At 61.7% G+C, this 13,046-nt stretch carries 17 protein-coding genes and 1 pseudogene; 15 read left to right on the forward strand and 3 right to left on the reverse strand.

Going from position 1 to position 13,046, the window contains the following annotated elements:
• Positions 1-6: 6 nt before the first annotated feature.
• The 6 genes from FHS74_RS09880 to FHS74_RS09905 all read left to right on the forward strand — a co-directional run bounded on the left by FHS74_RS09880 (position 7) and on the right by FHS74_RS09905 (position 3,027).
• Positions 7-795 carry a hypothetical protein gene (locus FHS74_RS09880; protein ID WP_211106213.1) on the forward strand — a complete coding sequence of 263 codons (789 nt, stop codon included), beginning with the start codon at positions 7-9 and terminating at the stop codon, positions 793-795.
• Positions 792-1,349: a hypothetical protein gene (locus tag FHS74_RS09885; RefSeq protein WP_184799957.1), complete on the forward strand. Its 558-nt coding sequence runs from the start codon at positions 792-794 to the stop codon at positions 1,347-1,349. The genes FHS74_RS09880 and FHS74_RS09885 overlap by 4 nt, the downstream gene beginning before the upstream one ends.
• Positions 1,346-1,576, forward strand: coding sequence for a hypothetical protein (locus tag FHS74_RS09890; protein ID WP_184799959.1), 231 nt, complete (start codon positions 1,346-1,348; stop codon positions 1,574-1,576). The genes FHS74_RS09885 and FHS74_RS09890 overlap by 4 nt, the downstream gene beginning before the upstream one ends.
• Before the next feature lie 2 nt (positions 1,577-1,578).
• Positions 1,579-2,046 (forward strand): lysozyme, encoded by a 468-nt coding sequence (locus tag FHS74_RS09895; RefSeq protein ID WP_184799961.1) that lies wholly within the window; start codon positions 1,579-1,581, stop codon positions 2,044-2,046.
• Positions 2,047-2,107: 61 nt separating this feature from the next.
• A complete protein-coding gene (locus tag FHS74_RS09900; protein ID WP_184799963.1) occupies positions 2,108-2,563 on the forward strand; it encodes a 3TM-type holin in 456 nt (151 codons plus the stop codon).
• Entirely contained in the window at positions 2,560-3,027 is a 468-nt protein-coding gene (locus tag FHS74_RS09905; protein ID WP_184799965.1) for a hypothetical protein, read from the forward strand. Before FHS74_RS09900 ends, FHS74_RS09905 begins: the two co-directional genes overlap by 4 nt.
• A 506-nt stretch (positions 3,028-3,533) precedes the next feature.
• Here FHS74_RS09905 and FHS74_RS09910 read toward each other — a convergent pair.
• Both FHS74_RS09910 and FHS74_RS09915 read right to left on the reverse strand, forming a co-directional pair.
• Positions 3,534-3,944: a hypothetical protein gene (locus tag FHS74_RS09910; protein WP_184799967.1), complete on the reverse strand. Its 411-nt coding sequence runs from the start codon at positions 3,942-3,944 to the stop codon at positions 3,534-3,536.
• A gap of 640 nt (positions 3,945-4,584) precedes the next feature.
• Positions 4,585-4,827 (reverse strand): hypothetical protein, encoded by a 243-nt coding sequence (locus tag FHS74_RS09915; protein WP_184799969.1) that lies wholly within the window; start codon positions 4,825-4,827, stop codon positions 4,585-4,587.
• 53 nt (positions 4,828-4,880) lie between these two features.
• Between FHS74_RS09915 and FHS74_RS09920 the strand changes: the two genes are divergently transcribed.
• From FHS74_RS09920 to FHS74_RS09950, 7 genes are all read left to right on the forward strand, one after another.
• Complete coding sequence (locus FHS74_RS09920) at positions 4,881-5,405, forward strand: hypothetical protein (RefSeq protein ID WP_184799971.1); 525 nt, start codon at positions 4,881-4,883, stop codon at positions 5,403-5,405.
• Entirely contained in the window at positions 5,402-5,662 is a 261-nt protein-coding gene (locus FHS74_RS09925) for a hypothetical protein (RefSeq protein ID WP_184799974.1), read from the forward strand. Before FHS74_RS09920 ends, FHS74_RS09925 begins: the two co-directional genes overlap by 4 nt.
• Positions 5,663-5,955: 293 nt before the next feature.
• Positions 5,956-6,684, forward strand: a complete 729-nt coding sequence (locus tag FHS74_RS09930; RefSeq protein ID WP_184799976.1) for a hypothetical protein — start codon at positions 5,956-5,958, stop codon at positions 6,682-6,684.
• Positions 6,681-6,953 carry a hypothetical protein gene (locus FHS74_RS09935; protein ID WP_184799978.1) on the forward strand — a complete coding sequence of 91 codons (273 nt, stop codon included), beginning with the start codon at positions 6,681-6,683 and terminating at the stop codon, positions 6,951-6,953. The genes FHS74_RS09930 and FHS74_RS09935 overlap by 4 nt, the downstream gene beginning before the upstream one ends.
• 25 nt (positions 6,954-6,978) lie before the next feature.
• A complete protein-coding gene (locus FHS74_RS09940) occupies positions 6,979-7,230 on the forward strand; it encodes a hypothetical protein (RefSeq protein WP_184799980.1) in 252 nt (83 codons plus the stop codon).
• A gap of 582 nt (positions 7,231-7,812) precedes the next feature.
• Positions 7,813-9,144 carry an ATP-binding protein gene (locus FHS74_RS09945; RefSeq protein ID WP_184799982.1) on the forward strand — a complete coding sequence of 444 codons (1,332 nt, stop codon included), beginning with the start codon at positions 7,813-7,815 and terminating at the stop codon, positions 9,142-9,144.
• Between the two features lie 166 nt (positions 9,145-9,310).
• Entirely contained in the window at positions 9,311-9,832 is a 522-nt protein-coding gene (locus FHS74_RS09950; RefSeq protein ID WP_343066898.1) for an IS66 family transposase, read from the forward strand.
• A gap of 45 nt (positions 9,833-9,877) precedes the next feature.
• Here FHS74_RS09950 and FHS74_RS31295 read toward each other — a convergent pair.
• Positions 9,878-10,375, reverse strand: a pseudogene (locus FHS74_RS31295) (transposase); the annotation flags it as partial.
• Between the two features lie 429 nt (positions 10,376-10,804).
• Between FHS74_RS31295 and FHS74_RS09960 the strand changes: the two are divergent.
• Positions 10,805-11,506: an RNA polymerase sigma factor gene (locus tag FHS74_RS09960; RefSeq protein ID WP_184799984.1), complete on the forward strand. Its 702-nt coding sequence runs from the start codon at positions 10,805-10,807 to the stop codon at positions 11,504-11,506.
• Positions 11,503-13,032, forward strand: coding sequence for a hypothetical protein (locus FHS74_RS09965; RefSeq protein WP_184799986.1), 1,530 nt, complete (start codon positions 11,503-11,505; stop codon positions 13,030-13,032). Before FHS74_RS09960 ends, FHS74_RS09965 begins: the two co-directional genes overlap by 4 nt.
• The last annotated feature ends 14 nt before the right edge of the window (positions 13,033-13,046 follow it).

Here is a 13,046-nt window from a genome sequence, read left to right on the forward strand (position 1 = left end):
GGGAGCATGATGCGCGCAATCGATATGGCCGACAGCTATCGCGCCGGCCGGTATGTCAACGTTTGGACCCTGGTCGGCGGCTGGCCCCGCTGCCACGGCGGCCCGATGGATGTGACCACGGTGGATCAACCCGTCATCGCCAGACAGCTGGCAATTAATGCCGCTGTGCGCGCCCTGGCGGCCGCCGCCGACGCCTATGAGGCGGCGGCGCACCTGACGGCCCGTCCCTGCCCACCCGTGACGCTGGGGGCAGGCCCCGATGGTGCGGCCGTACCGAACCCCGCTTTCCAGGCATGGACGGACGCCCTGGCCCTGGTGTCCGGCGCCGGTAGGGACCTGCTGTGCCTGGTCGCGACGCGAGGGGCCGATTACCCCCGTGGCGATGACGGCCAGCCCATCGCTGCCTATGTGATGGATCTGCCGCCCCCCCCAACCTTGACGCCCGGCGCCGAAACCGCCGATTGGGACGGCACTGCCTGGACCGTCCGGCCGGTGACGGCGGATGAGGCGGTCGCATGGCGCGCCCTGATGGCTGTGCGCTACCCCCGGCGGATGAGTGCGTCCGACCTGGTGGTGCGCCTGCTGACCGGCGCCGAATGGTTGGCCATCGTGGCCGATGCCCACCCGTCAGAAGGTGGGGCTTCCCTGGCGGCCCTGCTGCTGGGGGCGGGCACGCAATACGTTGATTTGGATGCCGAGCGCACGGCGGCCCAGCTGCGGGCGTGGGTGGACAGGGGCCTGATCACGCCCGACCGGATGGCCTGGATCCTGACCGGCCAGCCGCCCGCCGAATGAGCGCGAACGCCGTTCGCTTGAGTGCCGCGCCCGCCCTTTCCGGCGGGCTTTTTATTGCCTGCCCGGTGGGGCGAAAGATGGGGGTGTTGATGGAAATTGAGGCTGCGGCGTCCGCCGCACAGGCGGGGCCTTGGACGGCGATCACCGCCGCACTATCGGTGCTGGCCGTGGCTGTATCCGGCCTGGCCTACCGTGTGCGCCGACGGTCATCGGATGACGATGGGGACGATGGCCTATCCTCCCGTATCGCCGTGCTGGCTAGCAGCATCGCTGTGCTGACGGCGCGGCTGGATCGGGCTGAGCGTGACATCGCCAATGATAAACAGGGCCGCCAGGCCTTCGCCGATGCCTTTTCGGAAATCAAGGTGATGGCCGCGACACAGTCCGCGATGGCCAGGGCCATAGAGGCGCAGGAAGCGGCCATGGCGAAGGCCATAGAGGGTTTCACCGCAACCCAGGTCCGGCAGTCCGCCAACTTGGACCGGGTCCACACCCGCATTGACGATTTGCACCATGCCATCGTGGCGCAGCAACACCCGCGGCTAACCGCATGACAGCCCCCATCACCCACACCACCACCGACGCCGCAGGCATCCGCCGCGTGGTCGAGGGGACGCTGTGCAGCCTGGAATGGGTCCGCCTGGTCAATGCCGACCGGGTGGAGCTGTGGGCCGGCGGCAAGCCCCTGCTGATCCTGACCGTCTCCGGCGCCTGCGAGGCCCATGCCGCGCTGGGGCGGGTCCTATCCCAACCCCATCACCAACCCCATGAGAGGTATTGATCATGATCCGCCGTATCAATTCCGCCGGCCTGGCGCTGCTGCGAGCCTTCGAAAGCTGCGAGCTGGAGGCTTACCGCGACGTCGCTGGGATCTGGACTATCGGTTGGGGGCACACCGGCCGCGATGTGGTGCCGGGCCTGGAAATCAATCAGCAGCGGGCGGACGCCCTGTTGCTGGGCGACCTGGACCCGGTGGAGCGGCGCCTGTCCACCCTTCGGGCACCGCTGAACGACAACCAGTTCGGCGCCTTCGCCGTTTTTCTGTTCAACGTGGGCCTGGGCGCCCTGAACGGTGAGGGCATGTCCGCCGCCCTATCCTCCCCAGATTGGGAGGTGGCGGTTCCGGTGCAAATGCTGCGCTGGAACAAGGCGACAGTGAAGGGGCAGAAAGTGGTTGTTCCCGGTCTGGCCCGCCGCCGCGAGGCTGAAGTGGCGATGTGGCAGACGCCCTGTGTTCCGGCCGCCGCCTGAAACGCAAACCAAACAGACCGCAATCCGGGGCGCCTTGGGCGCCCTTTTTCATGGGGGTACCATGGGCATCCTGCAAGAACTGCTGTCGCCAGCCTCGGGTGTCATCACGCCCGTGGTCAATAAATTGCTCGATTTCATCCCTGACCCCACGGCCAAGGCCCAAGCCGAAGCCGCCGCCTATAAGGAGGCGGCCGACCGGGCGCAACAGCTGAACCTGGCACAGCTGGACGTGAACAAGGCTGAGGCGCAGTCCGGCTCCGTCTTCGTCGCCGGGTGGCGTCCTGGGGCCGGCTGGGTTTGTGTCGGGGCCTTGGCCCTGTGCTACTGGCCCAAGGCCGTCGCCCTCACGTGGGTGTGGGTCTATCAGTCCTACATCATGTTGGCGGCGAACCCCATGGCGGCCCCGCCCACCTTCCCTGACCTGGGCATCACCGACCTTCTGGGATTGCTGGCCAGCATGCTGGGCATGGGCGGCCTGCGCACCTTTGAAAAGCTCAAGGGCGTCCAGACGAAATGACCGACGCCCACTCTGGCCCCCGCGGCCTCATCACCGCTGTCCTGGGCATCCTGCCGTGGATGGCCAGCGGCTTCATCGTTCTCCACCACCGTCTCACGAAAGGTAAAGCCATGATCGATCCCAATCCCCAACCTGCTGTTAGCGCCCCCGCCCCCATCCCCCTGGTGGGGGAAGCCGGCCCGGAGCTGGTCAGCATTCCCGCCGGCACCGTTGGCGCTCCGCCGTCCGTCCCGCCCTCTCCCGGTATCGGTGACCTGGCGGCACAGCTGGCGGCTGCTCGGGATGAGTACCGCGACGCCGTGAGCGCCGATGCCCAGGCGCGCCTTGCGGCCACAGCGGCGGCGCAAGGCAAGGCGGATGCCTACGCCACTCTGACGGCGGCCAAGGACACCTTTGACAAGGCGGCGACCGACCTGATGGGGACCGCGACGGACGCCCTGGGTCTGGGTGTCGCGCCAAGCTGATCCCTATCCACAACGGCGCACCTCAAAGGGGGCGGCTCCGTCCGGGCGCCGCCCCTTTTTTTGCGGGGTCGTTCACCTCGTGGTCGCGGGGTTACAAGTCGGGCAAGGCTGTCGGCCGCGCTCCGTCGACGTCAGATCGTCAACCCACCCGTGGTCATGGCCACAACGGTCACAAACCAACCTCACACGCCGACCGGCCATGGCCAACACCCGCAGCATGACGGTCAGCGGGCGGGCACGGTTCCGAAGGTGGGACGGAAAAGTCATCGGTTCACCTTGTGGTCTAGATGCTCTACCGATGATCAAGATCGATGCCGGCTGCTTCAAGTCCCGCTTTTACCCCTTCAAGGAAGGGTGTTGAGCCTAGCGACGTAAGTGGCGCCAGCGGCACCAACTTGATAGGCAGCGACTACCATGTCATCCTGGATATGGGCCAGGGCGAGTGTAGTAGTGTCCTCGATGGTACTCCACCCATGAGGCTGCGTCTTAGTAGATGGATGGGCTCATCACTTAGATGATCCTGGGGGATCTTCTGATTGATGGATTATGGCCTCGCCACGATCATAAGCATTAATCACATGGTTCAACGTATATGTTGGATCATATAGAAATCGTCCTATTTGATTTCTAAGAAGTGACCATGCCCTTCTGTACCGAATTCCTCTTTCCTTTGGCTTTATGAAGCCGATAAATGATGTAATTACAACGACAGCCCATGAAAAAAATGGAACGGTCTTTTCATCTATACCAATTTTTGCGCCAACAGCTGCGGTTGATGAACATATAATCAACATTGACCCAAGAAAATAGTGCAATGCAAACCATTGTTTGAAATATCTTAACCAGGCAGCCAGGGTATCTTCATACTGCTTCACGGCTTCTTTTCGGCCATTATGGTCTATGTCACTGGCTCCCATAGTCAACCTCCCGCATGTGTTGTTGCTTCACCCTATGATCAAAAACGCCCTGCCGGTCCAAAGGTTGATAACGATCGTATACAACTATAGCGAGTGACAAGCGGGGCAAATGGTGAACGTGTGCCGCATCACTTCCTCGCCTTCGGGTACGGCGGATTGGTGAGGATCACCGTGCGTTCAAAGCTGGGGGCGGGCTTGGAGCGCTCGCGATGGCAACGCCCGCGCCCGGCCGTACGCGGTCGTTGGCGAAATAGGCCTCTCGCTCCCTGGTCCGGGGCTGCGGCTCTGCCAAAAGGGTTGGACACAAATAGCGAAATTCGCTGGAAACGCACGTGAATACTCGGTGTCCAACGTCGCCGCATCGTATTGAAATAAAACGCTTTCTATCGCCCTGCCGGGGTCGCCATCTCGCCCTGACGCGTCTTGTGGGAGGCAGCATAGTTTGGCCTTTTTCGGCCATAGTCTGCCTCGAAATGCACCACAGTTTGGCGTCTGTCTTGTGAAAAAGCCCGCCACGGATAATCCGCGGCGGGCTTTTTGCGTTCTAATTCCATGAGAATATTGAATTTTTCAGTCCGCAGGCCGTGGCGGCGACCACCTCCCCAGGTGGCGTAACCCCTTGCCACCTCCCCCGCCTCGCCTACCTCTTTTCCGTCACCATCGGGAGCCAGGTCACCCCCATCATGAGCGCGACGGCGGCCACCACCACGGACAGTGCGGCGCGGCAGGCGGCGGAGGCCGAACTCGACCGCCAGCTCCAGCACGGCGCCCACCAGATCGTCATGGACGCCACACGGCATCCGGTGGACCGGTCCAGCTTCCCCGTGGGCAGGCTGCCCACCGGCGTCAGCCTGGTGCAGTTCTGGCGCCTGGACGCCCCCAAGCTGCAGTTCCTGGAGTTCGAGTTCGACGCGCCCGCCGGCCGCCGGCCGCCGGGTGGACTACGGGGACGCCGTCAGCCAGCAGCTCATGACGGAGATGCTGTCCGTCCGCCGCCTGGACGCAGGCAGCCTGTCGGCGCTCCTGTCCCGCATCCGCTCCCGCCTGCTGGCTGCCTACGGCCCCGGTAAGGGCGGCTTCATGGCGGCGATGCTCATGGCGCGGGTGAACCAAGCGGTGGAGCGGCCGGAGGATTTCCCCGCCCTGCTGAGCGACGCCGAGCTGCTCGCGGCCTACGGCATCTCCGAGAAGATGGCCAAGTCCTTCGGCCGGGGCGGCTTCGTGTTCGCTGGTGCCACCGGCGGGCCGCCTGTTGCACGTGAGGTCGCCCAGCGCATGACCTGGTCCCTGCCGCGGTGGCTGGAGAACGTGGGCAAGGCCATGTCCAGCGAAGCCATCTTGCCTGTGGCGATGGGTATCGGCACGATCTCGTGGATCATCTCGTCCGGGCACGACCATTTCGCCGACCGCAAGCAGACGTACAAGGAAGAGATGATCCGCCGCAACATGGCCATCCCATGACCGCCGTCGCCAAGACCTCGCCCCGCAATGCCGCCATCGCGCTCCTTTGGGTGATAGGGTTCGCCGCCTACCTGGTGGCGTTCGCCATGTTCCCCATGGACGCGGATCGCGCCTTCAGGTCGTGGAAGAACCTGTGCTTCCCGGCCGGCATCATCCTGGCGGCGGCGACCCGCCGGCGGCCCTTCGTCTCTGCGCTGTGCTGGGCGGGCTTCGGCGTTCTGGCCGTGGTCTTGGCCATGCTGACGCCGGTTCGCTGATGGTCGCGGTCGACCTGGAATGAACCGCAAATCCGTGAATCCCAGTTCGATTCCCGGGTCAGGTCTTTTGCTCCAGCTGGCTTGTTGTGTTAAGCGGCCCAAAGGTTGCGCAAAACGGCGCATAATCCTGCGCGATTCGGCGCATAGGCCTGCCGTACTCGGACCTCCCGCCCCCCGGCCGCCCCCTCCCCCGTCAATTCTCGCCCACCTCCCCAGGTGGCATATCCCCTTGCCACACCCACCCTTGGTCCTACCTCCCTCTCATCACCACCGGGAGCCGGACCCGCCCCATCATGGCCGCCGCCAACCCTTCCATCACCTCCGACCCCGCCGTCCAGCAGGCTGAAGCCGACCTCGATCGCCAGCTCGCCCAGGGCGCCCACCAGATCGTCATCGATGCGACGGGCCGCCGCGTCGACCGTGCCTCGTTCCCCGTCGGCCGCGTCCCTGCCGGCATGACCCTCGTCCAGTTTTGGCGGCTGGATTTCCCCATTGCCGGCCAGTCCCTCAACTACGACGACCCGGCCGTCCAGCACCTCCTGCAGGACATGCTGTCCATCCGCCGCCTGGATGCCGGTGGGCTCACAGCCCTCCTATCTCGGATCCGTCGCACGCTGCTCGACGCCTACGGCACAGCCAAGGGCGGGTTGATGGCGGCGGCGCTCATGGCGCGGTGTCAGCAGGCCATTGAGCGGCCCGAGGACTTCCCGCCACTGCTCAGCGACGACGAGCTGCGCACCGGCTACACCGCGACCGGCCGGATCGCCAAGGGCTTCCACTACGGTGCCTGGGTCAACAACGCCGCCGCCGCGGAAAGCAACCGCGCCCGCGTCGTCGGCAGCACCTGGCTGCCAGCCTGGCTGCGGGAAACCTGCCAGGCGCTCTCTCGCGGCCCAGCAACCCCGATCAACCTGATGTTCATCTACATCGGCAAGATCCTGGGCACCGGCGAGGACTACAACAACGCACGGCACCTGGCGTATCGTGACGAGATGAACCGCCGCCGGATGGCCATCCCATGACCACGACGACCACCGAAGAGCGCCCACCGCTCCATCCCCGGACGCGGCGCGCCTACTTGGCCCTCTGGGTGCTGGGCGTTCTCGCCTTCGTGGGCGCCGCCTTCACGGACAGCCACCCGCCCACAGCCGGCCTGCGGTTCCTGGCTGATTCCCTATTCCCGGCCGGCCTACTCTTGGGCGGCATCACCTGGAAGCGGCCGTATCTCAGCGGAGCGCTGTGGCTGGCCTGCGGGCTGGCGGCGCTGGGTGTTGCCCTGGCGTTTCGGTGAGGGCGCGGGGCCTGGCGATACCGCGATGACGGCCGAAGGCAAGCTCTCCCGGATCAGCCCGACCCTCATCCTCTGGATCGCGGGCCTGGCCGCCTACGTCATGTCCACCGCCAGGTTCCCGGAGCACCTGGGGACCTGGGAGCAGCAGGTCTTCTACCTCCTGTTCCCAGCCGGGCTGATCTCGTCCTTCGCGGCGCGGAAGCGGCCCTGGCTGTCGGTGGGGCTGTGGTTGGTGTTCGGCTTGGTTGCCCTGGGAATGGCGTATTACGGGCGGTGACGTAGGTTTATTGACGCGATGGCCACCGAAAAGCGCCCTCCGCTCCACCCCCAGATCGCGCGCCTGTGCGCTTTTGGGCGCCACTTTTATGAACAGCCACCCGCCGACGGCGGGACTGCGGTTTCTGGCCAACTCCCTATTCGAGGGTTTCCTGCTCATGGGTGGCAGCACCTGGGAGCGGCGTATCTCAGCGGAGCGCTGTGGCTGGCGTGCGGGCTGGCAGCGCTGGGGTTCGCCTTAGCGTTAGGTAGGTTGGAACACTCGACCGACTCCACCAATATTGCCCGCTGTGACTGCTTGCCAGGGGTGTAGGCAATAAGGGATGTCCTCCTTTACATGTGTGTGCCCTAAATTCGACAGTGCAGTTGCTGTGGTTTGCATTTGTCCGCTTTGTGCCTCATGGTGGTCGTTGGGTAGATCAACATAGATCACCGATAGCGGACCTTGGCGATATCGCGGAAGGTCACTGGAAGCCTTCCACCAGCGATTTTTCGATCCCCCGATTGGGTTGTGGTTTGCTGGCCGCAAAAAGATAGCTTATTATTTGACATTTTAGCGCCACCAAATCTTTTCAGGTCAAAAATGGCACAACGTCCAAAAGCTCCCGCCAGAAAAACCAAACCAACTACGGACGCTGAGAGAAGAATAGACTTTAGGAGGGGCGTCCCAGAACTCCTCTACAGGCAAGCAGGTGGGCGGTGCTCTGTCCCTCGGTGCAAAAACCCTACAATGGGGCCATTTTACGAACGAGACGGCGCCGTAAACATGGGTGTTGCGTGCCATATATATAGTGCGGCTGAAGACGGGCCTCGGGGGAGGGGCGGAAAAGATGCTGATTTTATTAGCAGCGAAAAGAACGGAATATGGTGCTGCGAATACCATTCCCCACTGATAGACAAAGCAAGAGGCTGCGACTATCCAGCAGAGGTTCTTTTTGCTTGGAAAGCCCTTATTGAAGCTCGCGTATTAAAAGAGATGAACGACTTCCCCTCTCCGCTAGGATGGGTGGATTCCATTGAATTTAGCGAATTCCCAGGATTGAAGCCTCTTCCAAAAATAACACTTTCCCGACGAACACTTATGACGGGACGAAACTGCAGCGGCAAGTCATCCCTTATGGAGGCCGCCGCATCTATTTCTCACTCAAGATATATGGACCGCTTCAGCGGAACGCGTATAAAAAATAAAGAAGGTGACTCGGAGCCGGCCACTTTCCGCGCCAAAGTGACGTACTCAACAGTTGATAGCTTAAGCAAGGAAATTGACCTAGAAATTAGGGGCATTGAACTTTCCAGACGAAACGGCACGATTCCGTATCTGTTGCCTCCAGGTGACATTGAGATCATCTACTGTTCTGAGTCCGACACGAGAAAGCTCGATCACGAAGACGATATTGATTTTTTGATGCGAACTCTGAATGTTGATAAGAGTGCCCTTTTTGCTCTTGCGAAAATTGGGGCCGGGCCGCTCTTTCCTGGTGACATTGCCTTTGTACATGCGACGGAATCAGACGACGACACCGAAGAAGAACGCCCAAAATTCAAAACAGACGGCTCTCCATATTTCGAACTAATGTTCAAGAGACGTGGATCACAATGGCCTCCGCGCCCGTTTGACAACCTTTCAGGTAGCGAGAGAGGTAGCCTAATACTTGACCTCATTATACTCAAGGCCCGTGAGGTCAGCAAAGAACGATTAACTCTCCTTCTTATTGAAAGCTTATCTGTGACTTTTGATCGAGGAAATTTTGAGGCACTGCTGAGGGCGCTTTCATCTGAGGACTTTCAGGTTATCGTGCTCTTACCACCAGCAAGAGAGAATGATATTCTAGAGATGGGCGCGACAAAGCCTGTACTTCGCAAGCTAGATTATTTGGATTCTTGGCAACTTTCCGTAATAGGGGCGGAGGACTGAGAACGCCTTCCTTTGGACAATTGCAGCTCAGGCGGAGAGGGCTTGGACAGAAGCTCCCTTCTACCGAACGAAGGCCACCGCAAGATCGACAGCTATTGCGTGGACTCCGCCGCCTCGCAGCCCTGAGTCGTCGGTTGGGGTGCTGGTTCGGGATACGGGGGATACGGTGTCACTGGATGTCAGGGCGCAGGATCTGCTGGCCGACACCGTCATCGTCAGCGACTACGCTGGACAGTTCCACGTCGGGCGCCATGCCTTGTGCTGGGTCCATGCCGAGCGCCTGGTCCACAAGCTCGACACCTTCACCGATCATCATCGCGCCGCCCAGCAGCGCATCCGCAGCCTGATCTGGTGGTTCTACGCCGACCTCAAGGCCTATCGCCACGATCCGACGCCGGCGCGAAAGGCCGCCTTGCGTGCCCGCTTCGACCGCATCTTCAAACGCAAGACCGGCTTCGCCACCCTCGACAGGCTGCTCGCCCGCCTCCACGCCAACAAGCCGGAATTGCTGATGGTCCTCGACCAGCCCGATATCCCGCTTCACACCAACGGCTCGGAAAACGACATCCGCTGCCAGGTCACCAAGCGCAAGATCAGCGGCGGCACCCGCAGCGACACAGGCCGCCAATGCCGCGACGCCTTCCTCGGCCTGGCCAAGACATGCGCAAAACTCGGGCTCTCCTTCTGAGACTATCTCGGCAACAACCAGATGCACCGGCACAAAGGACGCCGCCTCAGGGGAGAGTTCGCCGCTCCGGATCTGCCGGCGCCATCGGTAGATCAGGCTGCTGCACACCCCATGGCGCCGTGCCACCGCCGCCACGGCCCCGCGACCACCACGCGCCTCGCCCACCAGGCGAATCTTCTCCTCCGCCGAATAGGCGCGCCGCCCACCGGCCCCGGTGATGACCTCGATACGTTGGACTGCCACGGTGCAAACCACAACTGCTTGCCATGATGCCAAGCCGGCCACACACCCACGCGCCGCCGACACATAGCTTTCAGCACAACAGCCCCCGATCCAACAAGGCAGCCCACAGACGACGCTTACGGTAAGTCCAGTCTGCTGGCCGATCCGAGCCTCGCCCTGCCACCACACTTCTACCGGCGTTCCCGGCGGGAACTGGCTCCCGATGCCCGCCAGGCGGGTTGGGAAGTTTTTTCGGCAATGTCTTCGGACTTCTGACCGCGATGGCGCGGGCAGCCGAGAGCTTAAGATAGCCCAGTGCACGCAGTTCGCGGCCAAGGGTGAAGCACCTCATCGAGACGCCGAATTCGTCCCCCGGCAACTGGACCAGATCGAAAGACCGCCAGCGCACGACGCCGTGCACGGTTGGGATCGGCCCAACCTCGCCGGCTGCGGCCTGGCGCGCGCGGTGAATATCGTTCCGCAGCGATGCCTTGCTGGACGCCTTGCACGCCGCCAGGCGTCCGGGCCATTCGCATAACGATCCACGCGCCCGCCTTCGGTCTGGTGGCGTTCACCGCGAGGACTGTGTAGCACGCGCCTTGGCCATCTTGTTACTCCCAACTCGGTGGCTGTCGGACGTGCCGATGGCGGGAGCGCTGCCGGCGGCCCAGGGGGGAATGGCCTGTCTCGTCCCCGCACTTGTGGATAGGGGGACAGCCAGACTGTTCCGGTTTCCCAGAAGGCTATCAAATGGCGAACAACGGCCACACAACGCTTCCGGCTGGCACCGACAGCGACCTATTCCAGGTTGCGAAAACTGCAGCGGCCGAGGGTCGTCCCGAGGACATGTTGCAGGCACTGAGCGCCAGTATGTTTTTGGATGGCCTTGTGCGGATGCATCGGAAACGGTGGGGCCAGAAACTGCCGGCCTCGGAGATTGAAGACTGCATCGCCTCGAGCGTGGACGCAGCATATGACGGCATCCGGGCAGGAAAGCCCGTGCACGACCTTGGGGCCTGGCTTTGGAAGGTAGCGGATAAGGTCGCGCAAGACCGCTGGACCAATGACTACCGGCACCGGCGGGGCGAGGCCAACGATCTGGCTGAAACTCCCGACCAAATCCTTGATGACGGGGAAAGGGCTGAGGCTGAAGCCTTAGCGGACCACAGGAAGTCGGAAGCTGTACGCTTTGCGCGCCGACTCCTGCCCCGCCTCGGCCAAGGACAGATCGCCGACGTTATGGCTCTGCTCATCGACGCCGTCGAGCAAGGCTTGCCCGACCTGCCCGCCAACTTGGTCGCTGACACGCTTAGCATCAGCGCTGGATCCGCACGCAAGCTCATGTCTAGGGGACTGGCGCGGCTGCAGCGTGAGGCAGCCAAGGAAGGCATCGAATTCCCAGACACCTTCGACGACAACACCGATAACAATCAACCCGAGGACGACCAATGACCACGCCTCAGAACGATTTTTCAACTGAGTTCCGCCAATTGATCGCGGACGCTCGGGCCCTTTCGTCCGACATCGGCGGAGTGGTGGAAGAGATCCTGCGATCCGGCTTGAACGAGCCGCTGTCAGACGAAGAGGCGCGCTCGCTACTGACCAGGGTTGCGCAGGTTATGCGGTCCAATGCTCAAGTCCGAGGTGACACCTCCACGATGGCGGCGCTCGACACCGGGATAGCCGAATTAGTTGATCGGGTCATGTCCGTTCACGATTTGCTCGGCAGCCGTTTCTTATCCACCACCATCACCAACCAGATACGGCCTATCGAACACGACGGTATCAAACCGCGTCCGGTTTTGCCCACGCCGGTTTTCCATGAGCGGCCTGTGCAGGTGGTAGAAGGGTTCGTCCGCACGCGAGATATCCAGCTCTGGGATGAAAACCAGCGCCTGGATATCCATCTCAACCAGTTTCAACAGGCCCATGGCCGGAAGCCTGATGCTGATGAGTTGCTGGAGATTATGACGGGCGAGATGACCCTTCCGGGTCTCACCAAGGATGATCAGTTCGAAATCAAAAACTTGGCGCGAAGCATTGCGGTCAATGGAGTTCGTAAGCCGCCGATCATCGACATCGACGGCAAACTGCTTGACGGTAACCGCCGAACGGCGGCCTGCTACTTCATCCTCAACAGCCCTGATTTCGATGCTGATTCCAAGCGGCGAGTCGAATGGATGCTCGTTTGGCAGCTTACAGAGCATGCAACCGAGGCCGACCGGAATGCAGTGATAGTGTCCCTGAACTTCGAGCCAGACTTCAAGCAAGACTGGCCAGAATACGTGAAGGCACGGACCGTCTATGAACGTTGGCAGGGGTTGGTAGCGCTTGAACCACGCGGCAACCCCACGCTCTCCCGGCAGCGGGCGCTCAAGCGCGACATTGCGCGCACCTTCGCGATTTCGGCGGATGACGTCAGCCGCTATATTAGCATGGTCGAATTAACGGAAGATTTCGAGGATTACCATGTCACCGAACGCAATCAAGATCAGTACGCAGTCAAGCATCGCAGCGAGCGATATTTCCAATACTTCGACGAACTAGGAAAGGGAAAAGGCGCTGGTGGCGTCTATTGGTCTCTCAACCAGGACGATAGCTTTAAGCACTTAGTCTACGACTTACTCTACGATGGAAAATTCCAAAATTGGAATAAAATTCGCGACCTCAAATACGTCTATTCGAATGAAGACGCAATGGCCTACTTGCGGCGGGCTCGTGACGAAAATGACCCAGAAGCCGGACAAGAGCTTGTCAACGACGCGTGCGGCTTCGCGCGGGCGTCCCGTGCTGAGACCCGTCAGGTCGGAGCGAACACGCGCGTCCATGTCTTCGTCGAGTGGTTCAAAGACCTTCCCGTGAAGACGTTCAAGCCTGGTGAGCCCGGGTCTATCAGCCAGGAGAATCTCCAGGGGCTGCGGACGGTTTTGGACATAGTGGAGAAGCACTTGCCAACCGCTGGCCGTGAGGAGAACTGACGTGGATCGCACTA

The sequence above is a fragment of the Nitrospirillum iridis genome, from assembly GCF_014205765.1.
Classification (GTDB): domain Bacteria; phylum Pseudomonadota; class Alphaproteobacteria; order Azospirillales; family Azospirillaceae; genus Nitrospirillum; species Nitrospirillum iridis.